Genomic DNA, 21,145 nt, shown 5'->3' with positions numbered 1-21,145 from the left:
CCTCCCTGGAGCAGCCGTCATGCACGACGACCGCAGCATCACCGAACACCGCCTCCGCCGGGTTCTCACGGAGCGCGTCAGGCCCGCCGTCCACTCCCGCGCGGTCCCGCTGACCGTCGAGCGCTGGGAGGCCCCCGGCGAGCCCGTCCCCGTCGCCGAAGGGCTCGCGGCCGGCTACGAGCCCTGCGCGATCGGCGACCCGTGGGGCCCGGCCTGGGGCACCACCTGGTTCAAGGTCACCGGTACGGTCCCCGCGGACTGGGCCGGCCGCACGGTGGAAGCCGTCCTCGACCTCGGCTTCGACCGGATGATGCCCGGCTTCCAGTGCGAGGGCCTGGTCCACCGGGCCGACGGCGGCGAGGTCAAGGCGCTCAACCCGTACAACGACTGGGTGCGCGTGGCCGACCGCGCCGAGGGCGGCGAGCGGGTCGAGTGGTACGTCGAGGCCGCCTCCAACCCGGTCCTGGTCGACCACGCGGCCACGTACGAGGGGGACCTGCCGACCAGCGGCGACCAGCCCCTGTACCGGCTCGCCCGGATGGAGCTCACCGTCTTCGAGGCCGAGGTCTGGGAGCTGGTCCAGGACCTGGAGGTGCTCTACGACCTGATGACCCAGCTCGACACCGCGGACGCCCGCCGGCACGAGATCCTGCGGGCCCTCGGCGCGGCGCTGGACGCCCTCGACCTCGGCGACGTGCCCGGTACGGCGGCCGCCGCCCGCGGGTGTCTGGCCGGGGTGCTCGCCGCCCCGGCCAACGCCTCCGCGCACCGGATCAGCGCGGTCGGCCACGCCCACATCGACTCGGCGTGGCTGTGGCCGCTGCGCGAGACGGTCCGCAAGGTCGCGCGCACCGCCTCCAACATGGTCGGCCTGATGGACCAGCACCCCGAGTTCGTCTTCGCGATGTCGCAGGCGCAGCAGCTCGACTGGATCAAGACCTACCGGCCCGAGCTGTTCGAACGGATCAAGAAGAAGATCGCGGAGGGTCAGTTCGTACCGGTCGGCGGCATGTGGGTGGAGTCCGACACCAACATGGTCGGCGGCGAGGCCATGGTCCGCCAGTTCCTCTACGGCAAGAAGTTCTTCCTCGACGAGTTCGGCATCGAGACGCAGAACGTCTGGCTCCCCGACTCCTTCGGCTACACCGCCGCGATGCCGCAGATCGTCAAGCTCTCCGGCTCCAAGTGGTTCCTGACCCAGAAGATCTGCTGGTCCCAGACCAACAAGTTCCCCCACCACACCTTCTGGTGGGAGGGCATCGACGGCACGCGCGTCTTCACGCACTTCCCGCCCGTCGACACCTACAACTCCGATCTCGGCGGCGCCCAGCTGGCCCACGCCGCCCGCAACTACCGCGAGAAGGGCCACGGTTCGCGCTCGCTCGTCCCCTTCGGCTGGGGCGACGGCGGAGGCGGCCCCACCCGCGAGCACCTCGCCCGCGCCCGCCGCCAGCGCGACCTGGAAGGCTCCCCGAAGGTCCGGATCGAGCGCCCGGACGCCTTCTTCGAGAAGGCCCACGCCGAGTACGGGGACGCGCCCGTCTGGGCCGGTGAGCTGTACCTGGAGCTGCACCGCGGCACCTACACCTCCCAGGCCAAGACCAAGCAGGGCAACCGGCGCAGCGAGTCACTGCTGCGCGAGGCCGAACTGTGGGCGGCGACGGCCGCGGTGCGGATCGAGGGGTACGCGTACCCGTACCAGGACCTGGAGCGGGTCTGGAAGACGGTGCTGCTCCACCAGTTCCACGACATCCTCCCCGGCTCGTCCATCGCCTGGGTGCACCGCGAGGCACGCGAGACGTACGGGGCGGTACGCGAGGAGCTCCGCGGGATCACCCTCGCCGCGCAGCAGGCACTGGCGGGCCAGGGCGCCGTGGAGCTCGTCTTCAACTGCGCCCCGCACGCCCGGCGCGGGGTCCCGGCCGGGGGAGCGGGCCGCCCGGCCGGGGCGGGGGAGCCGGTCACGGCCGAGGAGCGGCACGGCGGCGGGCACATCCTCGCCAACGGCCGGCTGCTGGTGGAGATCGACGGCCGCGGCCTGATCGTCTCCGTCTACGACCTGGAGGCGCGCCGCGAGAGCGTCGCGCCGGGCGCCGCGGCGAATCTGCTCCAGATCCACCCCGATTTCCCGAACATGTGGGACGCCTGGGACATCGACGAGTTCTACCGCAACCGGGTCACCGACCTCGTCGAGCTGGACCGGCTGGAGGTCACCGGGAGCGGCCCGCGGTCGGCGACCGTACGCGTGACCCGCTCCTTCGGGCGGTCGCGGGCGGTCCAGCAGATCACCCTGCGGGCCGGGGCCAGGACGGTCGACATCGTCACGGACGTGGACTGGCACGAGACGGAGAAGTTCCTCAAGGCCGCCTTCCCGCTGGACGTGAAGGCGGAACGGACCGCCTCCGAGACCCAGTTCGGACACGTCCACCGGGCCACCCACACCAACACCTCCTGGGAGGCGGCCAAGTTCGAGATCTGCGCCCACCGCTGGATCCACGCAGAGGAGCCCGGCTGGGGGGTGGCCCTGCTCAACGACTCCACGTACGGGCACGACGTGACCCGGGACGTACGGGCCGACGGCGGCCAGACCACCACGGTGCGGCTCTCCCTGCTGCGCGCCCCGCGCTACCCGGACCCGGAGACGGACCAGGGCTCCCACACCCTGCGGTTCTCGCTGGCGCCCGGCGCCGGGATCGGGGACGCGGTCCGCGAGGGCCACGCCCTGAACCTGCCCGAGCGGGTGGTCCGCGGCGCGGGCCCGGTCGCCCCGCTGGTCGCCGTCGACGAGGACGCGGTGGTGGTCGAGGCGGTCAAGCTGGCCGAGGACCGCAGCGGTGACGTGATCGTCCGCCTCTACGAGTCCCTGGGCGGCCGCGCCCGGGCCACCCTCACCGCGGACTTCCCCGTGGCGGCGGCCGTGGAGAGCGACCTCCTCGAACGCCCCCTGACGGGCACGGCGGTGGGCGTGGTCACCCCGGAGAACACCGTCCCGCTCACCCTGCGCCCCTTCCAGATCGTGACGGTCCGCCTGCACCGCGCCTGACGGCCGGTGGGGAGGGGGGCCTGCTGCAGCACCCTCCCCACCGCCGTTCAGCCGGTCCGGCGGATGCGGACGAGCGCGTGGTGCGCCGCGGCGGTCGGGGGAGCCTCGCTGCCGAGCACGTCCAGCAGAGTGGGGTACAGATGCGCCAGCGCCGCCGTGGATGGTCTTGAGCGCGACGTGCCGTTCCAGCTCCAGGTCGTAGCAGTGCCAGACCTGCCCCATGGCGCCGTGCCCGATCTGGTACCGGAGCTGGTGCCGACCGTCCAGCACGCGGAAGTCAGCGGTCATCGCGATCGTTCCCTTGCGGGGATCGTCTTGCCACTGGTGCCGCGCCCGCGTCCTGTCGGCCCGGCACGGCCGGTGCCGCGGCGTGAACTGTGCCACAGGGGTCCGGGGTGCCCGCGGCCCAGGCGCCCGGGATTGCGGGGGCGGAAGCCGTGCGCTCGCCCGCTTTGGTTATGCACTTAGTTGCAAAACCTGCCCCGCCTCGCTAGAACAGGTGCATCACCCCCGCGCGAGGAGGCGCCCCTCATGACTTCCCAGAGCCGGTACCCGCACCTGCTGAGCCCCCTGGACCTCGGCTTCACCACCCTGCCGAACCGCGTGATCATGGGCTCGATGCACACCGGCCTCGAAGAGCACCAGGGCGGCTTCGAGCGGCTCGCCGCCTTCTACGCCGAGCGCGCCCGGGGCGGCGCCGGCCTGATCGTCACCGGCGGCATCTCCCCGAACGACGCCGGCCGCCCCTTCGAGGGAGGCTCCCGCCTCACCACCGAGGACGAGGCCGCCGAGCACCGGGTGATCACCGAGGCCGTGCACGCCGAGGGCGGGAAGATCGCGATGCAGATCCTCCACTTCGGCCGCTACGCCTACCACAAGGACCTGGTCGCCCCCAGCGCCATCCAGGCCCCCATCAGCCCCTTCGTCCCCAACGAGCTCAGCGACGCCGAGGTCGAGCGCACCGTCGAGGACTTCGTCCGCGCCGCCCGCCTCGCCAAGCTCGCGGGCTACGACGGCGTCGAGATCATGGGCTCCGAGGGCTACCTCGTCAACGAGTTCATCGCCGCCGCCACGAACCGGCGCACCGACCGCTGGGGCGGCGCGTACGAGAACCGCGTCCGCTTCCCGCTGGAGATCGTCCGCCGCACCCGCGCCGCCGTCGGCGAGGACTTCATCCTGATCTACCGCCTCTCCATGCTGGACCTCATCCCCGGCGGCTCCACCCTCGACGAGGTCGTCCACCTCGCCAAGGAGATCGAGGCGGCCGGCGCCACCATCATCAACACCGGCATCGGCTGGCACGAGGCCCGCATCCCCACCATCGCCACCTCCGTCCCGCGCGGCGCCTACACCTGGGTCACCAAGCGGCTGATGGGCGCGGTGAGCGTCCCCCTCGTCACCAGCAACCGCATCAACACCCCGGAGATCGCCGAGGAGCTGCTCGCCGACGGCCGCGCCGACCTGGTCTCCCTGGCCCGCCCCTTCCTCGCCGACGCCGACTTCGTGGCCAAGGCCGCGGCCGGCCGCTCCGAGACCATCAACACCTGCATCGGCTGCAACCAGGCCTGCCTCGACCACACCTTCAGCGGCAAGATCACCAGCTGCCTGGTCAACCCGCGCGCCTGCCACGAGACCGAGCTCGTCCTGTCCCCGACGAGGACGAGGAAGCGCGTCGCCGTCGTCGGCGCCGGTCCGGCCGGCCTCGCCTGCTCCGTCTCCGCCGCGGGCCGCGGCCACGCCGTCACCCTCTTCGAGGCCTCCGGTCACATCGGCGGCCAGCTCGACGTCGCCCGCCGCATCCCCGGCAAGGAGGAGTTCGAGGAGACCATCCGCTACTTCGGCACCCAGCTCGTCGAGTCCGGCGTCGAGGTCCGCCTGAACACCCGCGCCGACGTGGAGACCCTCCAGGGCTACGACGAGGTCGTCGTCGCCACCGGCGTCACCCCCCGCACCCCCGACATCGAGGGCGTGGACCACCCCAACGTCGTCAGCTACCTCGACGTACTGCGCGACGGCGCACCCGTCGGCGAGCGCGTCGCCGTCGTCGGCGCCGGCGGCATCGGCTTCGACGTCGCCGAGTTCCTCACCGACAGCGGCGAGGGCGCCTCCCAGGACCCCGACGTCTACTTCCGCCACTGGGGCGTGGACACCGCGTACGCCGGCCCCGGCGGGCTCACCGCCCCCGAGCGCCCCGCGCCGCCGCGCCGGGTCCACCTCCTCCAGCGCAAGGCCACCAAGGTCGGCAAGGACCTCGGTACCACCACCGGCTGGATCCACCGCGCGGAGCTCAAGCACCGGGGCGTCGTCTCCGTCGCGGGGGCCACGTACGACCGCATCGACGACGAGGGCCTGCACATCACCGTCGACGGCGAGCAGCGGCTCGTGCCCGCCGACACGGTGGTCCTGTGCACCGGCCAGGAACCGCGCCGCGACCTGTACGAGGCCCTGCGCGCCGCCGGCGTCGAGGCCCACCTGATCGGCGGCGCCGACGTGGCCGCCGAGCTCGACGCCAAGCGGGCCATCAAGCAGGGCACGGAACTGGCCGCCGGCCTCTGACCGAAAGGGGATTGTGGTGGTCCGCCGGGACCGCCACAATCGCCCGGTGACGATCTCACCCGCAGACGCAGACAAGATCCTTGGCGACAACTTCGCCCCCTGGGTGCTCGCCCTCGGACTGACCGTCGAGGAGACCGGGGAGCGGCACGCCGTACTGCGGCTGCCCTGGTCCGACGAGCTGGCCCGGGACGGCGGCGGCCTCTCGGGCCAGGCCATGATGGCGGCCGCCGACACGGCCACCGTCATCGCCATCTCCGCCGCCCGCGGCGCCTACGGTCCGATGACCACCGTCCAGCAGTCCACCAGCTTCCAGCGGCCGGTGGTCGGGACGGACGTACTGATCCGCGTACGGGTGACCAAGCTCGGCAAGCGCATGGCCTTCGCCGACATCACCCTGACCCCCGAGGGCGCCGAGGACCCGGCGGCCACGGCGTCCACGGTGTACGCCCTGCTCGGCTAGGCCGGGTGAGCCGGGCCCCGCGGGTCAGACAGCGGGGCCGCCGAAGGGGCCGCCGATGCCGTAGTAGGTGCCGAGCTCCTCGTGGTAGCCGCGGTCACCGAGGTGCTTGTCCCGGTGGAACTCGGGGGCGTCCTTGATCTGTTCCTTCGTGCGGTCGACGAAGATCTTCCGGTCGTCGGGATCGATCCGCACGACGGTGCCGGCCGGGAGCAGGACCTCCTTGCCGAAGATCCAGACTCCGGTGTCCACCACCAGATAGGCGTCACCGACCTCGTCGGAGTGCTTGTCGACCTTGCCGACGCTGCCGTCGGTCGCCTCGACCTTGTAGCCCGTCAGATCGGTGCCGGCCAGGTGGCCCGAGGTCGACGTGTAACTCCACACATGCTCAGTCACGCGAAAACAACTCCTTCGGTAGGCACAGGACAGGCGGAGGGGGTTCCCTCGTCGCCCTTGCTCCTGCCGTACGGCGCCTGCCCCGCACCCCGCACCTCATTCACCCCGCGCGAAAAACAAGGACGAAGCCCTGCCGGGGTCGATTAACCTCGCACTTCTCGGCCGACCACGACGGCGGCCGCACGGCACGGGGGAGCGGGACCATCTCGGGGAAGTCCGGAACGCACGATTCGATACCGCCACTGCGACGGAACACATCCTTCAACGTCTTCTGGCTCGGCCAGGCCCTGTCCGTCCTCGGCGGGTCCGTATCGCTGCTCGCCCTGCCCCTGCTCGTCCTCGACGCCACCGGTTCCCTCGTCCAGATGGGCATGGTCACCGTCGTCTCCGGCGCCACCGCCATCGGTACGGGCGTGTTCGCCGGGTACGTCGTGGACCGGGTCGACCGCCGCAAGCTCATGATCGTCTGCGATCTGGTGCGCGCCGTGCTGTTCGGCGCGGTCCCGCTCGTCTGGTGGGCCGCCGGGCCGCAGCTCTGGCTGCTGTACGTGCTGACCGCGCTGGCCGCCGTGCTGAAGACGCTGTTCGACGTCGCGTACGTGACGGCCATCCCCAATCTGGTGCGTACGCGGGACCTCACGGCCGCCAACGGACGGCTGATGGGCACCTTCGCCCTCGGGTCCCTGCTCGGGCCGGTGCTGGCCGGATTCCTCACGGCCGGAGTGGGCGCGGACCGGGCGCTGGCCCTGGACGGGGCGACCTTCCTGGTCTCCGCCGCGAGCCTGGGCTGGGTACGGTTCACCGCCCGCCCGGCCGGGGGCGGGACCGGCGCGAGCACCGCCACCGGCACGAGCACCGGCGACCGCACGGGGGTGCTCCGGGAGATGTTCGTGGTCGGCTTCCGCTTCCTGTGGAGCCACCCCCTGCTGCGCCCGCTCACCGTCCAGCTCACCCTGCTGACCTTCGTCACCATGGGCGCCACCGACCTGCTGATCTACCGGGTCCAGCACGACCTCGGCCGGGACGCGGCCACCCTCGGCTACGTGATCGCCGTCAGCGGGGCCGGGTCCGTCGCCGCGGCCCTGTGCGCGGGGCGGCTGCGCCGCGTCCTCGGCTTCGGCACGTGCTGGCTCGCCTCGATCGCGATGATCGCGGTCGGGGTGACGGTGACGGGCGTCAGCCGCAGCGTGCCGGTGATCGCCGCACTGGCCGCCGTCTTCATGTTCGGGATCACCCTGGGCGGGATCTGCACCATGACCCTGCGCCAGGAGGTCACCCCGGACCACCTGCTCGGCCGGGTCACCTCCGCCTTCTGGACCGTGCACAACGCCTCGGGCCCGGTGGGCGCGGCCGTGCTCACGCTGCTGGCCGCCCGCCACGGGGTCCCGGCGGTCAGCCTGGCGGGCGGGGCGCTGTGCCTGCTGATCCTCGGCGGCGGGCTGCTGACCCCGCTGCGGGGCAGCCGGGCGGGCGTGGCCGCCCAGGCCGGGCCGGCCGCCCAGGACGAGGAACCGGCCGCGGGGCCGTCGGCGCGCGCGTAGGGTGCCCGTCTGCGATCGTGGACCGGGTAGCCGTACCGAGGAGCCCGTATGTCCGGACAGTTCGAGGCGAGTGTCGAGATCGACCGACCGGTGGAGGCGGTGTTCGCCTATCTCGCCGACGGGCGGCACGACCCCGAGTTCAGCCCGCGCGTCCAGGAGATCACCAAGACCCCGGACGGCCCCACGGCCCTCGGCACGGTCTTCCGCAGCACGGTCAAGGACGCAGGGATGAAGACCGGCCGTGAGTTCCGCATCGTCGGCCTGGAACCGCCGCACCTGATCCGGTGGACGGAGCAGAGCCGCAACCTCGTCACGGCGGAGGGCGGTTACGACCTCCAGGCCCTCCCCGGCGGCCGCACCCGCGTCCGCATCTTCAACACCCTCGAAGGCCACGGCCTCGGCAAGCTGCTCGTCGGCCTCGCGCTCGGCGCGGCCCGCAAGGACGCCCCCGACTTCGGCCGCCGCATCAAGGCGGCCGCGGAGGCGTCCCTCACGAGCTGAGGGCGTGCCCGCCCGGCGTCAGAACCGTCCGGGGGCGGACGGGAGCGGCAGCCGCTTCGACGGCGCCGCCGATTCCCGCCGCTCGGCCGAGGCGGCCGGCGGGTTCTGGCAGGTCACGTCCTGGGCGGGCAGCCTGCCCGTGGTCAGGTACGCGTTGACCGGGGCGTTGGCGCAGGAGGCCGCGTCGAAGAGGTACACGCCGTGGCCCTCACCGCCCGCCGCCAGCACCATCCGCGAGCCCCCGAGGGCCTTGTGCAGGCCCTGGCCGCTGACCAGCGGGGTCTGGGAGTCCCACTCGTTCTGCACCGTCAGCACGTTCGCCTTCTTGTGCATCGGCGTGGCCGCCTCGACCGGCCGGTCCCAGAAGGCGCACGGCTTGATGTTGGACGCGAAGTCCCCGTACAGCGGGTACCTGGCCTTGTCCTTCACCGCGTCGCGCTCGTACTGCTCGGCGTAGCGCGGCCAGCTGCCGGTGTCCCCGCACGCCACGGCCCAGAACACCGCGGTGCCGTTGTCCGAGGCGGGCTCGGCCGCCGCGCCGCCGCTCAGCAGCCCCTTCAGCGCCTTCGGGTCCGAGCCCGAAGGCAGCGGCCTGCCCTCGGCCGCGGCCTTCAGCGCCACGACCAGCGGGGTGGCCTGCGCCGGGTAGAAGAACGTCGCGCGCGCGGAGCGGATCATGTCCCCGTCGACCTTCATGCCCTCGAACTCGAACGGCTCCTTGTCGGCGCGCGCCACAAGCCCCCAGAACGTCTCGGACACGGCCTGCGGGGTGTCGCCCAGTGCGTACTCCGCCGACCGCTGCGCCGCCCACTGCGTCCACCGCGCGAAGGCGGGCTCGGCCTCGGTGGCCCAGACCTGGATCATGCCGCGCCAGATCCGCTGCGGGTCCACGCCGCTGTCGAGCACGAAGCGGTCCGTGCGGTCCGGGAACATCTGCGAGTAGACCGCGCCGAGGTAGGTCCCGTACGAGTAGCCCAGGTAGGAGAGCTTGCGCTCGCCGAGGACCGCGCGGATCGTGTCCATGTCCCGGGCCGTGTTGCGGGTGGTGATGTAGGGAAGTACCGAACCGGCCTTCTCACGGCACTTGTCGGCGACGGTACGCGCCCAGGTCACGTCGGAGCCGAAGGTCTCCGGGCGGTAGGGGCGGTTGAAGTTCTGCTCGGTGTCGGTCAGTCCGCAGGTGATCGGGCTGCTGGCGCCCACGCCGCGCGGGTCGAAGCCGATGAGGTCGTAGCTCTCCCGTACGTCCTTCGGCATCATCTCGCTCATCAGCAGCGGCAGGTCGAGGCCGGAGCCGCCCGGCCCGCCGGGGTTCAGCAGCATGGCGCCGTGCCGCTTGGCCGGGTTCTCGCTCTTGATCCGGGATATGGCGAGGTCGATCGTGCGCCCGTCGGGACGCCGGTAGTCGAGCGGGACCTTGAGCGTCGCGCACTCGTACGAGGCCGGCAGCTCGGGGCTGCAGCGGTGCCAGGCGGGTTTCTGCCGAAGGTGATCCGCGGCGGGGGCGGCGGAGGCCTGGGTCGCGGTCAGCAGGGGCACGGAGGTCGCGATGAGACCGGCGGCGGCGAGCAGCGGTGCGAAGCGTTTCAGGCGCACTGAGCCGTTCCTTTCGGTGAAGTCGCTTACGCGTCCACCTTGTTGCACGCGGCGCCCGGCCGAATCATCCCGAGGGTTCGTGCTCTGTGCTCCTCATGGACGAGCCGGTAACAGGACACGTGGCCGACACGCCGCAGTCGGCCCCCGGTCGTGACCGGGGGCCGACATGTGAGCGATGCGGAGGCGTCCTCAGTGGCCGCCACCCTGGCCGCCGTCGTGGCCGCCCTCGTGTGTCGCGCCCGGCGTATCGGCGGGCGTATCGGCGGGCGTATCGGCGGGCGTCTCACCGGGCGCGGCGCCGGGCGTCTCGGCGTGTGCCCCACCGTGCGTGTCACCGGACTCCAGGGAGCCGCCCAGCCGTCCGCGCAGCGCGGTCAGGGCCTCCTCCTTCGGCGCGGTGACGACCCATCGGTCCCCGACCAGGTAGCGGCCTCCGTACATCCGGGCCTCGGTGAGCCAGGACCGCAGTCCCTCCTGAGCGGTGAAGGTGGCCATGCGGTAGACGACCTCTCCGGCCTGACAGCCGCCCTGGCGCAACTCCTCGGCCTCCACGTTCACTTCGGCGGTGCAGCCGATAGCCGTGGCGATCTGTTCGAGGGAGGTCGCGGGCCCCGCCGCCGCGGTCTTCGCGGACCCGGCCGGGGTGTGCTGCGCCGCCGCCTTCGAGGAGCAGCCCCCGCACAGCAGCGCGGCGACGCATACCGCCGCGACGGCCGGGAGTGACGGGCGGATCCGCCGGATCCGGCGGGCGGTGGACGGCATGGCGACCTCTCAGGCTGATCGGGGAGGGTTCGTGGTGCCCGGGTGGGGAGGTACCCGGGCACCACGCGATTCGGGGGCGGAGCGGCGGGACGGGGGCAGGCCCCTAGCCGACGACCTTCGCCTTCTTTCCCTTGTCGGTGATGGCGAACCAGAGGCCCTTGTTGTTGTGCCCGGTGGTGTCTCCCGGCTCCTTGTCTCCGGTAAAGGAGTAGACCGGCCAGCAGTCGATCGTCAATTGCTCGGTTCCGTCGGGCCGCTTCACCTTCCCAATCAATTCGGGGGCGATTCCGTTTACCTTGTCCTTGTCGACGGGCTTGGCGGGCTTCCAGGTGTCCGTGCAGGCGTCCACGCAGCCGATCTTCATCGGCCAGGCGCTGTCCTTGTCGAAGCGGTAGAGCGTCTTGCCCTCCGCGTCCTCGACGAGGGTTCCGAGTTCGGGGTTCTGTACGGCGGTGAGTTCGCCGCCCTTCGCCGCCGCGTCCGACTTATCGGCCTTCTCCTCCTTCTGCGCTCCGCCTTCGGTGCCCTTGCCCGCCTTGGCCGGCTTCCCGCCCGGGCCCAGTACGTGCCAGGTGCCGCCGACTCCCTCGCCGAGCGCGTCGCCCGCCTTGGCGTCCTTGGCGTAGCGGTACACGGGCCATCCGGCGAGCGTGAGCTGCTTGGTTCCGTCGGATCGTTCGACGGAGCCGAGGAGTGCGGCGTCGATGCCCGCGCTGACGGAGGCGTCGTTCGCGGCCACCGCGGGCCAGACCCCGGCGCAGTCTCCCTCACAGTTGGACTTGGGGGGCTTCGGCGTGTCCTTGTCGAACCGGTAGAGCGTCATGCCCTCGCTGTCGGTGACCCCGGATCCCAGGCCCTGGATCTCGCTCACCTTCAGCTGTCCGGCCGGCCCGCTCTTGTCGGCCCCGCCCGCCGGGACGGCTCCCGAGCCGCTTCCGGCGCCGCTTCCGTAGGGGTCTCCGTATCCGGATCCGACCTGTTTGCTGTCGCCCACCGGCTGTACTGCAGGCGCCTTTCCCCCGTAATTGTCGGAGCTTCCGCATGCGGCTGTTGTCATCATCAGTACAGCGACCGCCGACCCGGCGAATATCTCACGACGCGTAATCTTCACGATCTCTCCTTCAGGTTCGGTTCCGCGTTTCCTTGCCCCCGGTAATTGATACGGGGCCGGGAGGGTTGGAAGCGGATATCCCCGGGAATTTGTCAGATCGCGCCAACATTGAACCCGGGGTATTGGTTCAGTCCTGGATGCGCAGCGCGAGGGCCGGGCAGCGCCGTACCGCGCGTAGCGCCTTCTGCCGCTGCGCGCGGGGTACGACCATGGACGCCTCCGCGGGGAAGCCGTCCAGGTCCAGGCGGACCACATCGGGCAGGACGTCCACGCACAGCCCGTGGCCCCTGCAGAGGGTCCAGTCGACCAGGAGCCGCTCCGGGCTCTCGTCGTCCTCGTACAGCGGAAGGGCGCCCAGCACCCGTCTGCCGCAGCCGCTGCCGAGCGCGTGGTCGCGGAACTCGTCCGGGAAGGTCCTGAGCGCCGAGGCGACGAAGTTCGAGGTGCCGTCCGGATGGCTGCACGCGCCGCGTTTGAGCACCGCCTTCATCCGGAGCTCCAGCATCTCCAGGGCGGGTTTGCCCCCGCCCCGGATGGCCTCGTCCAGTACGTCGGCGATGGCGGGCAGCCCGCGTACGCACGGGCCGCACTGGCCGGCCGACTCCTTGGCCAGCCAACGGGTCACGCGTGCCACTTCGCCGGCCGGGCAGGTGTCCATGGGCAGCGGCATCACCGCCCCCGCCCCCAGCCGTGCGCCGAGCCGGTCGAGGGACTCGCGCGATATCTCGGCCGCACGTGCGTTTGCCGGAGTGAGCCATTTGCCGTGAAACCCGCCGACCAGGACGCCCTGGCCCGGATCGGTGCCGCACAGTTCCAGGATGTAGGAGAGCGCGGCTCCGCTCGGCGTCTCGACGACCGTGTTGCCCGCGACCGTCAGCATGATGGTGCCCGGCTCGCTGGGCAGGCCGGTCGCACGGAAGTCCAGCGCGCCGAGCCGGGCGGCGACGGCCAGCTGGGCGAAGGTCTCGGTGTTGGAGAACAGGGTGGGCACGCCGTTCAGGCCCCGGTCGCTGGTGCGCACCTTCTGGCCGGACGGCAGCGTCGGCCCGCCGTTGAGGCCGTTCACGTGCGCCGTGCTCTCGCCGGTCACGAAGCGCTCGGGGAGCAGCGTGACCTGCACCCGGCGTCCTGCCGGGCCGCGCTCGGCGACGGCCTGACGCAGGGACTGCTCCACGTCCCTCCGGGTGACGCCCACCACGACGTCCTCGGAGTTCAGCGCGGCGGCGGCCAGCAGGGCCCCGTCGAGCACCAGATGGGGGGTGTGCAGCAGCAGCGCGGTGTCCTTGAGGCAACTCGGCTCGCCCTCACTGCCGTTGACGACGACGGCGGTCTGTCCGTCCCCGGCGCGGGCCGACCGCATCACGGAGCGCAGTTTCTTGGCGAACGGGAAGCCCGCGCCGCCGCGACCGCGGAGGTCGATGTTCTCGGCGAGGTCGACGAGCTCCTCCGGTCGGTAGCGGGGCATCTGGCCGTGTGTCGTCAGATGGGCCACGCGGTCGAGCCGCGCGGCCTGGTCGAGCCCGGCCAGCAGCCGGGGAGCGCCCACGCAGCCGAGGCTGGGGCGCGGCTCACCGCTCACAGCCACTGATCCCGGCTGATGAGCGTCTCGGCGTCAGCTGTTGCGCGGGCGCGGCTCGGCGCGTAGACGGCGGTGCGCGGAGGTTCGTTGCTCAGGGGCGGTCGGTTATTGAGGGCCGGTCGCTCGGGCCGGGGCGGCTGGGCCTGGTTCGCGGTCACGGCGGCCGCCGCGGGACGTGAGCCGCGCCTCTGTCGGGGCACGCCGCCCTTGACGGGCTCCGGCGCCACGGGCTGGGGGACGGGCGGCACGAAGACGGCCGCTTCGCGCATCCGGCTCCTGACCCGGAACACGAGCACACCCACGATGCCGAGCAGGGCCAGCGCGTACGCGGAGGTGACCCAGGGGGCGGCCGCGCGGCCCGACTTCAGGCCGTGCACCAGTGAGGCGCCCCAGGCCGGATAGGCGCCGAAGTGCAGGACCCGCCACCACGCCGAGCCGCTCCTGGTGTTGAACACGCTGCGCACCGCGCCGGAGATGGCCACCGCAATGAAGAGGTATCCGGCCAGACTGCCGAGCCCGACCAGGACGGGCCGGGTGGCGTCCGTGAACGGCACGGCCGCGGACGCCGCGGTCGTCCGCTGTCCCGCGACCTTGATCCAGATGTGCAGGGCGAGGAAAAGGAGCCCTGACACGGCCAGGCCGCGGTGCGCGCCCTGGGCGAGCAGCCGGTGCCCCGAACCGAGGACGACCCGGTCGGTCGCGGCCAGTCCCCAAAGGACGGTGGCGGTGAGCGAGACGAGCGAGAGCACGCCCGCTCCGAAATCGAGGAAGGCCCATAGTTGGGTGAAGGCGCCCGCGCGGGCAGCCACGGTGAGAAGCACGATGGCCGCGCCGACGGCGCAGAGCACGCCGGGGCTCAGCCTGCCTTCCTTGGGAAGGAGGGAGGGCCGCCGGAGGGCCCTCCTTCCGGCAACCGCAGCCGCAGCCGAGGCATGGCGGTTCTTGCGGCGTGCCCTGTGTGAGCTGGGCATTCGAGGCTGGGGCAGGGGCATCCAGGTCTCCTGTGCGCCTAGGCATCCGAGCACTCCACCTGGCGCTCGGTACCCGGGGGTCGTTGTCGTCGTACCCGGCAGCGCTGTGAAACTCCGCGCCGGCCGAGGGAACTTGGGGCCGGAGTGCAGCAGCATCGTGGAGCTGCACAGCAGCTCCACAGGATTTATCGAAACGTGATAATTTCTCGCACCGCGTCTCCGGTGCTCCGAACAACACCGGAAGATTCCCCTCCAGCGGAGGTTGCGACAGGCCACCGCGCCGCCCGTCATCTACGCGTCCCCAACGGCAAAGAATCGGCAAAGGGGCGGGACGGTAAGTGTTCGGACCTCTCCAGGAGGGAGTACGAGGGCCGCAACTCATGCGTCAGACGCGCATGTTGGCGTTGGAGGCAACCTCGGCGGGCTTGCCGCTCTTCCCCTGACAAGCCTCACCCCGGCACGAACGAGGAAAACGATGTGTGAACTTCTGAACCGCATCTGGTCCCGCCCGCGTGGCGAGTGGACGCGCGTCCTGCGCAGGGAACTGCCTGCGCTGGCCGGCGAGATAGTGGAGGAGCTTCTGCATGGAATTCCGGAATTTTCCGCACTTATCGATGACAACGATGCCATTGATGACGAGTTGTTCCGGCAGCGGGTGGAAGAGGCTCTCCTCACCGTCCTCGGCTACCAGGAACAGCCCCGGGAACAAGCACCGGACGAGCACGATGAACAGGCCGAGAGCGAGGACAAGATCGAGAACCAGGTCAAGACCGAGGGCCAGTTCGACAGCAAGGTCGAGCAAGGGATCGAGGTCGGGCTCGCGGCCAGGGGCGAATGCGACGTCACCCACGAAGGCCGGCACGAAGGCCTCCGCGAGGCGCGTCACGAGGTCCGTCACCGAGGTCTCCGCGAGGTCCGCGACGAAGGCATTCGCGAGGTCCGCGACGACGGTCTGCGAGAGGCCCGGCGCGCGGGTCTGCGTGAAGCCCGACAGGAAAGCCGGCACGACGCCCGGCACGAAGGCGTCCGCGAGAGCGACCGGGCGCGGCACGACCTCTTCAAAACGCTCACGGATGACAGGGACGCGTCAGAGATGTCCCTCAGTGAGCTCGCGGAGGCGGCCGGATGGCCCCTTCCGCTCGCCGTACGGGCCATCGTGCCCGCCACGCCCGGCGAGACCCAGCAACTCGCCGCCGTACTGGACCACTGCCTCGTCGGCGTGTTCGCGGGCCGTCCGTGCCTGCTCGTCCCCAGCCCCGACCCGGACAACCGCGCCCCGCTGGAACACCTGCTGCGCGGCCGGTTCGCGGCGGTGGGCCACGCCGTTCCGCTCCGCGACACTGCCTCCTCGCTGCGCTGGGCGCTCCGCCTGGCCGCGCTGACACCGGCCCGACCCGGCCTGGAGACCAGGCCCGTCTTCGTGGACGACCACCTCTCGACCTTGTTGCTCCTTCAGGACGAGCCCCTGGCCCACGCGCTGGCCGCCCGGTGGCTGCGGCCGCTGGCCGACCTGACCCCCCGCCAGAGCGAGCGGCTGGAGGTGACGCTGCTCGCCTGGCTGGAGGGCGGCGGAGCCCCCGAGGCCGCCAAGGCCCTGAGTGTGCACCCGCAGACCGTGCGGTACCGCATGCGTCAGCTGGAGAAGCTCTTCGGCACCGGACTGAGGGACCCCCGTACCCGGTTCGAGCTGGAGATGGCCCTGCGCAGCCGCCGGCTGATGGCCCAGGTCCGCCGCCAGCACTCCCGGGTGGGCCGCAGGGCCGCCCGCGTGATCCAGGCCGACTTCACCCCCTTGGTCGTCGGACGGATGGCACGCGTCAACGGCCTCTGAACCGCCGACAGCCCGGCCCGGTCCCGTGTACACGGGACCGGGCCGGGCTGTTTTGTGTCCATGTACCGCGGGCTGCGGGCTGCGGGCTGCGGGCTGCGGGCTGCGGGCTGCGGACTGGGGAGCCGGGGGCCGGGCCTGGCCGGGCCCCGGCCCGACGAACCGGACCGTGTGTCGTGCGTACGAGGTCGCGCCGGGTCGTGCCGTTCGCCGGCCGCGGGGCCCGGACCGGTTCCGGACCGGCCCCGTGCCGTGCCGTTCGGTGAGCCGCCGGCCGGGCCGGGCGGGCAGGTCCCTCGTACCGTACGCATGTGACGAGCCCGGCCCACGCGTACCGTGTGGTACTCCGTGGGCCGGGCTCGTCACATGCGTACGCCGCCGGGACTCGGCGGCGGCGTACATATACGTGCGGTGTTGGCCCGAAGTCGGCTTCGGGCCAACACCTTCCCGGGCCGGACGCCGGGATGGGGGAGAGGCGAGTCCGGCCCGGGAGCGGAGGGGGAGCTCCCGCTGCGGGGGTCAGCGGCAGTTCTGCCCGTTGTTGATGCAGTTCACGGCCTTGTTCATCAGGCCGTTCGACATCACGTTGATGAAGTCGCCGTGGTCGGTCGCCGGCTTGTGGAGCTGCTCGGGGAAGCTGTCCACGGCGAACCGGGCACCCGGGGCCACCCCGTAGGTGAGGCGCAACACCAGCTGCGGCATGGCCTTGAAGCCGTTCGGGCAGCGGCCGTTCTTGTCCGCGAAGGCCACGTGCGTGCGGTGGTTGGCGCTGTCGACGTTCTTGCCGTCGAAGCAGCTCTGGAAATTGAAGGTGCGCACCACGTCACTGCCCTTCGGGCAGACCGGGTACTTGTCCTTCAGCTGACGGTTCTCGAATCCCGTGCAGCTCCAGGAGGCGTTGGCGTTGCCGTTGCCGTTGGTGAAGGCCTTGGCGTCACCGGTGATGACGCGCATGAAGCGGGGCATCGCCGTGACCTTGCCGACCGGGCTGCCCTTGAAGGTGATCGACACCTGCTTCGGCTGGAGGATGGTGCCGACGTTGCCGTCCTGGCCGCCGCCGGGCGCCTTGGCGTCCTTCTCCACCCTGCCGTCGCGCAACCGCAGCACGGGCCAGTAGTAAGTGGACTGGTCCCCGTTGCTGCAGGTGGTGCCGGACGCGGCGAGGCTGTTGTTCGAGGAGAAGGCGTCGGTGGTCTTGTTGCCCACGTAGTCGTGCATGTGGTGGGCGCCGTTGGAGACACCGGGGGCGACGATGACGTTGTCGGGGTTGAAGTGCTTCTCCTCGTTGCGGCCGCACTGCGAGGTGAAGGAACCCCTCGAAGCGTTTCCGGCCTGCGCGGGGTTCTTCACGTTCGGCTTGATCTTGGTGATGTTGACGAAGTCGTTCTTCGCCGGACCACCCTTCTGCGCGGCTGCCTGGGCGGCCGCGCCCTGCTCGCCCTTGCTCGCGGCCGCTGCCGCGCCGTCGTCCGCGGCAGCCGTCTGCTTCATCGTGCACGCGGCCAAGCCCTGGATCTCGTTGGGGCGTTGGCCGGCGCGGCCGATCGCGTCGGCCACGCCCGCAATGGTCTTGTCCCGCTTCTGCTTCAGGTCACCGAGCAGGGCGGCGTCGCCCTTCGCCTTCCCGGCGGCGAGCTGCTTGTAGGCGTCGGCGACCTGGTCGTCCAGCTTGGCGAGGTTCGCGTCGACCTCGGGCTTGGCCTGTTCGGGGACCGCGGTGAGCTTCTCTCCCACGTCGGGGCAGTCGATGGTGGACGTCATGCCCCCCGCCTTGTCCTGGCCAGCGGACGCGTTCCCGGCGACGACGGCGACGCCGCCACCGCCGAGTACGAGCGCGGATATCACGCCAAGGACCTTGTTCGACAAGCGTGAGCGTTTGTGGCCCTTTTTACTCATGCGATCACTTCACTTCGTCGGTTGGACATTGTTGGAAAGCGCGTCGAAGTCGACGAGTCCGGTGTCTTCGAGGACCGTGATGTGGTCCAGAACCGTGTTGTTGGCGGACGTGGCGAGGGCCCGGACCATGGAGTTCTTGGTCTGTCCCCGGATCTGGGCCACCAGGGCGAACACCTTTCCGTGGGCTGCGCGCAGCAGTTGAGCGAACAGTCGTTCGTACTCCTCGCCGCGTGCCCGGTTCATCTGGCCCAGCCAGTCCTGCTGCTGTGCGGAGGGCTGGTTGGGCAGGTCGACACCGAGGGCCTGGCCGACCTGGATGACCTGTCGGTCCAGCTCGGTGTGACCGTCGATGAGGTGCTGCCCGGCCGTCTTGATCGCAGGACGGGACCCGCGCTGCTGGGCCTGGCGGCCCGCGGGCAGCTCCCAGAGCCCGGCGAGCCGGACCTTGCGGATGAAGTCCCGGTCCGCGGCGGTCAGCGGTCCGTAGGCGGTGCTCAACGTTCCGCCGCCGTCGTCGTCGCCCGCCGGGCCGGCCACGGCGGCCGTGGGCCGGCTGCCGAAACTGTTCACGGGTATCAGCAGCGCGATCAGGGTGAGGGCAAGGGCGGTGATGACCAGGCCGCTTCCGATCGTGTATCGCGTGGCCACCGACAAACTGCTGATGGATCTCCGCCGCAATGACGGCACAGTGCCTCCTCGCTCCAAGGGCCGGGAGGGGGTGGCGGGGCAGGAAAGTCCGCACGTGCTGTGCGGTGCGCACCCGCATTCCCGGGGTGTCACGGGACGCTAGTGCCGGGCGCGGTGCCGAGGCCGTAGGACATCACCATCGGATAAACATCCCGGCAACCCCGTGGAAGGCTGATATCTTGCGGCGCGTCCGCCCGCCCGGCCGGATGGCGCCGCCGTGCCCCGTCATGCCCGGGTGCCGTCGGGGGTGCCCGCGTGCCGTCCGCGCGCCCGATGCGGGGCGTCGGCCGTGCCCCCACGCGGGCGCGGGGGCCGACGGGACGCGGCAGGCCGGGCGCTGGAGTGCCGTTGGTCGGCCGTACGGGCTGTTCGCTCCAACTCTCGCACCGATGCGCTCTGTTCGTCGCATGCCGCGCCCTTCGGCGCGTCCGCCGAAGGCGGGAGGGCCGGAGGCGCACACGCCGCCCCCGGCCCTCCCGCACGCCCCCTCCGGGTCCGGAGGATCAGGCGAGCGCCGGGGCCGCCGTGAGCACCCGCTCGCCGCTCCGGTCGTGCCGCGGAGCCGCGGGCTCCGGCGCGGGTTCGGTCGTACGGGTGTCCGACAGGAGCTCGATCAGGGAAGTACGGGCACGGGCGACGCGGGAGCGGACCGTACCGATCGGGCAGCCGACGGCCGTGGCCGCCTCGGCGTAGGACAGGCCCAGCAACTGGGTCAGGACCAGGGCCTCCCGGCGCTCGGACGGGATCACGGCGAGCAGTTCCGCCAGGGCGATGCCGTCCTCGAAGCCCGGCACGTCGTACGGCTGGGTCTGCTCGGCCGCCGTCTGCCAGTCGCAGCGGTCCGACAGTCTGGGCCGGGCGGCCGCGTGACGCAGGCTGTCCACGACCGTACGGCGGGCGATGGACAGCAGCCAGGTGCGTGCGGAGGAACGGCCCTCGAACCGGTGCAGGCTCGCCAGCGCACGCAGGAAGACGTCCTGGGTGAGGTCGTCGGCCGCCTGGGTGTCGGCGCTGAGATAGGCCACATACCGCCAGACGTCGCGGTGGAGCGCGCGGACGAACCGGTCGGTCTTCACGGGATCGCCGTCGCGGGCGTCCAGCGCCAGCCGGGTCACCGCCGCGTCGGAGTCGGGAGTACGCCGGGCCGCCGACCGGCCGGCGGGGGTACAGGAAGGGGTCGTCAGGGCAGCAGTCATCGCCACAAGGTCCTTACGGGCAAAAGGAGTCCGGTGCCGCCGTCGGCGGGTCCGGTGAGGGGTGCGGCCTGCCGGAAGGCATGGCCCAGGCCCGAGGCGCGGGTGTGCGGGCGCGAAGGCTGTCGCGGCTGTCGCGGTCGCGGTTGCGGCTCGGGGAACCGGCTGTCAGAGGACAGCGGTTCCCGTCGGCGGACCCCGTGAGGTGATGGCGTGGGCGAGGAGGAGGCGGCGCGGCGCACGGTGCCCGTGCCCCCGGCGGACCCGGACGGGTGGCCGCCGCGCGGGCACCGCGGTACGGAGCAGCAGGCGCAGCGGAGTCCACAGGCGGACGGCGACGGCGCGCACCACGCTGAAGACGGCCCGCTCGCCGTGGGCGAGCCACAGCCCGCAGAGCACGGCGGCCAGCAGGTGCGCGGCCAGCATGCCGGCCGGAGACATGGCGAGCGCCTCGTGCAAGCCGCCCGGCAGTGGCCCGCCGGTCGGGCCGGTCGCGGCCTCCGCCGCCCCGTGCAGGGCGTGGTGCGCGTGGGCGGAGGCTTCCGGCATGCCGGCGCCGGGCCGCTGCGGCATCCACGGCATCCACGGCATCGGCGACATCTGCATCTGCAACTGCATCTGAGCCTGCATCCGCATCGACCCGGATCCGTGCGGTGCGGCAGCCGCGGCCGGCGCGGCCAGGGACTGGGACAGGGAGAAGCAGGCGTGCAGCACCGCCTGGACGGCGACCGCCGCGGTCGTCACCGCGAGCAGCCCTCGTTCACGGCCGGCGAGGGCCCAGGCCGTCGCCGCCGTGCCGGGAAACGCGACGGACAGGGCCCACCAGGGCACGGCCGTACCCGACATGAGCAGGTGCCCGGTCGCCGCGAGCAGCACGCAGAGGGCTGCGAACATCGCAGCCCGTAGCGCGCGCAAACAGCGGACCGGGTTCATGGAGGGCTCATCCTTGCACCGGCCTCCCGAGCCGCACATCAGGGTGCGCACTTCCGGACAAGTTCCCGCGTCCCAGCTTGTCATGGCCGGGCCGT

The 21,145-nt window shown here is 71.7% G+C and carries 17 protein-coding genes; 6 read left to right on the top strand and 11 right to left on the bottom strand.

The features are described from left to right. Positions 1-19 precede the first annotated feature (19 nt). The 3 genes from Sspor_RS09525 to Sspor_RS09515 all read left to right on the top strand — a co-directional run bounded on the left by Sspor_RS09525 (position 20) and on the right by Sspor_RS09515 (position 6,059). On the top strand, positions 20-3,043 hold the full coding sequence (locus Sspor_RS09525; RefSeq protein WP_202198653.1) for an alpha-mannosidase: 3,024 nt from the start codon (positions 20-22) through the stop codon (positions 3,041-3,043). 531 nt (positions 3,044-3,574) lie between these two features. Further along, positions 3,575-5,599: an NADPH-dependent 2,4-dienoyl-CoA reductase gene (locus Sspor_RS09520; RefSeq protein ID WP_202198652.1), complete on the top strand. Its 2,025-nt coding sequence runs from the start codon at positions 3,575-3,577 to the stop codon at positions 5,597-5,599. A 46-nt stretch (positions 5,600-5,645) separates the two neighbouring features. Continuing rightward, positions 5,646-6,059 carry a PaaI family thioesterase gene (locus Sspor_RS09515; protein WP_202198651.1) on the top strand — a complete coding sequence of 138 codons (414 nt, stop codon included), beginning with the start codon at positions 5,646-5,648 and terminating at the stop codon, positions 6,057-6,059. 24 nt (positions 6,060-6,083) lie between these two features. On the opposite strand, the gene Sspor_RS09510 is transcribed toward Sspor_RS09515, so the two are convergent. Then, positions 6,084-6,452 (bottom strand): PRC-barrel domain-containing protein, encoded by a 369-nt coding sequence (locus Sspor_RS09510; protein ID WP_202198650.1) that lies wholly within the window; start codon positions 6,450-6,452, stop codon positions 6,084-6,086. 203 nt (positions 6,453-6,655) lie between these two features. Here Sspor_RS09510 and Sspor_RS09505 point away from each other — a divergent pair, with 203 nt between their 5' ends. Next, on the top strand, positions 6,656-7,993 hold the full coding sequence (locus Sspor_RS09505; protein WP_373318898.1) for an MFS transporter: 1,338 nt from the start codon (positions 6,656-6,658) through the stop codon (positions 7,991-7,993). Between the two features lie 48 nt (positions 7,994-8,041). After that, positions 8,042-8,494, top strand: coding sequence for an SRPBCC family protein (locus Sspor_RS09500; RefSeq protein ID WP_202198649.1), 453 nt, complete (start codon positions 8,042-8,044; stop codon positions 8,492-8,494). 18 nt (positions 8,495-8,512) lie between these two features. Here the strand turns inward: Sspor_RS09500 and Sspor_RS09495 are convergent, their stop codons facing one another. The 6 genes from Sspor_RS09495 to Sspor_RS40460 form a co-directional block, all read right to left on the bottom strand. Further along, positions 8,513-10,090 (bottom strand): alpha/beta hydrolase, encoded by a 1,578-nt coding sequence (locus Sspor_RS09495; protein ID WP_202198648.1) that lies wholly within the window; start codon positions 10,088-10,090, stop codon positions 8,513-8,515. A gap of 189 nt (positions 10,091-10,279) precedes the next feature. After that, positions 10,280-10,852 (bottom strand): hypothetical protein, encoded by a 573-nt coding sequence (locus tag Sspor_RS09490; RefSeq protein ID WP_202198647.1) that lies wholly within the window; start codon positions 10,850-10,852, stop codon positions 10,280-10,282. A gap of 103 nt (positions 10,853-10,955) precedes the next feature. After that, entirely contained in the window at positions 10,956-11,963 is a 1,008-nt protein-coding gene (locus Sspor_RS09485; RefSeq protein WP_308296176.1) for an SCO0930 family lipoprotein, read from the bottom strand. A 127-nt stretch (positions 11,964-12,090) separates the two neighbouring features. Then, on the bottom strand, positions 12,091-13,542 hold the full coding sequence (locus tag Sspor_RS09480; protein WP_237403776.1) for an NADH-quinone oxidoreductase subunit NuoF family protein: 1,452 nt from the start codon (positions 13,540-13,542) through the stop codon (positions 12,091-12,093). After that, entirely contained in the window at positions 13,539-14,390 is an 852-nt protein-coding gene (locus tag Sspor_RS09475) for a hypothetical protein (protein ID WP_202198645.1), read from the bottom strand. The genes Sspor_RS09480 and Sspor_RS09475 overlap by 4 nt, the downstream gene beginning before the upstream one ends. Positions 14,391-14,898: 508 nt before the next feature. Continuing rightward, entirely contained in the window at positions 14,899-15,564 is a 666-nt protein-coding gene (locus Sspor_RS40460; protein WP_237403775.1) for a hypothetical protein, read from the bottom strand. Positions 15,565-15,606: 42 nt separating this feature from the next. On the opposite strand from Sspor_RS40460, the gene Sspor_RS40455 reads away from it, so the two are divergent. After that, positions 15,607-16,344: a PucR family transcriptional regulator gene (locus Sspor_RS40455; protein ID WP_237403774.1), complete on the top strand. Its 738-nt coding sequence runs from the start codon at positions 15,607-15,609 to the stop codon at positions 16,342-16,344. Positions 16,345-16,860: 516 nt separating this feature from the next. Here the strand turns inward: Sspor_RS40455 and Sspor_RS09465 are convergent. From Sspor_RS09465 to Sspor_RS09450, 4 genes are all read right to left on the bottom strand, one after another. Then, entirely contained in the window at positions 16,861-18,237 is a 1,377-nt protein-coding gene (locus Sspor_RS09465) for a DUF1996 domain-containing protein (RefSeq protein WP_202198643.1), read from the bottom strand. 9 nt (positions 18,238-18,246) lie between these two features. Then, positions 18,247-18,885, bottom strand: a complete 639-nt coding sequence (locus tag Sspor_RS09460; RefSeq protein ID WP_237403773.1) for a DUF4142 domain-containing protein — start codon at positions 18,883-18,885, stop codon at positions 18,247-18,249. A 542-nt stretch (positions 18,886-19,427) separates the two neighbouring features. Then, complete coding sequence (locus Sspor_RS09455; protein ID WP_202198641.1) at positions 19,428-20,120, bottom strand: sigma-70 family RNA polymerase sigma factor; 693 nt, start codon at positions 20,118-20,120, stop codon at positions 19,428-19,430. A gap of 165 nt (positions 20,121-20,285) precedes the next feature. Next, on the bottom strand, positions 20,286-21,011 hold the full coding sequence (locus tag Sspor_RS09450; protein ID WP_237403772.1) for a hypothetical protein: 726 nt from the start codon (positions 21,009-21,011) through the stop codon (positions 20,286-20,288). Between the last annotated feature and the right edge of the window lie 134 nt (positions 21,012-21,145).

This window comes from Streptomyces spororaveus, from assembly GCF_016755875.1.
GTDB classification, from domain to species: Bacteria; Actinomycetota; Actinomycetes; order Streptomycetales; family Streptomycetaceae; genus Streptomyces; species Streptomyces spororaveus.
Note: the sequence above shows the minus strand (reverse complement) of the source record. Positions and strands in the feature narration are given on the sequence as shown.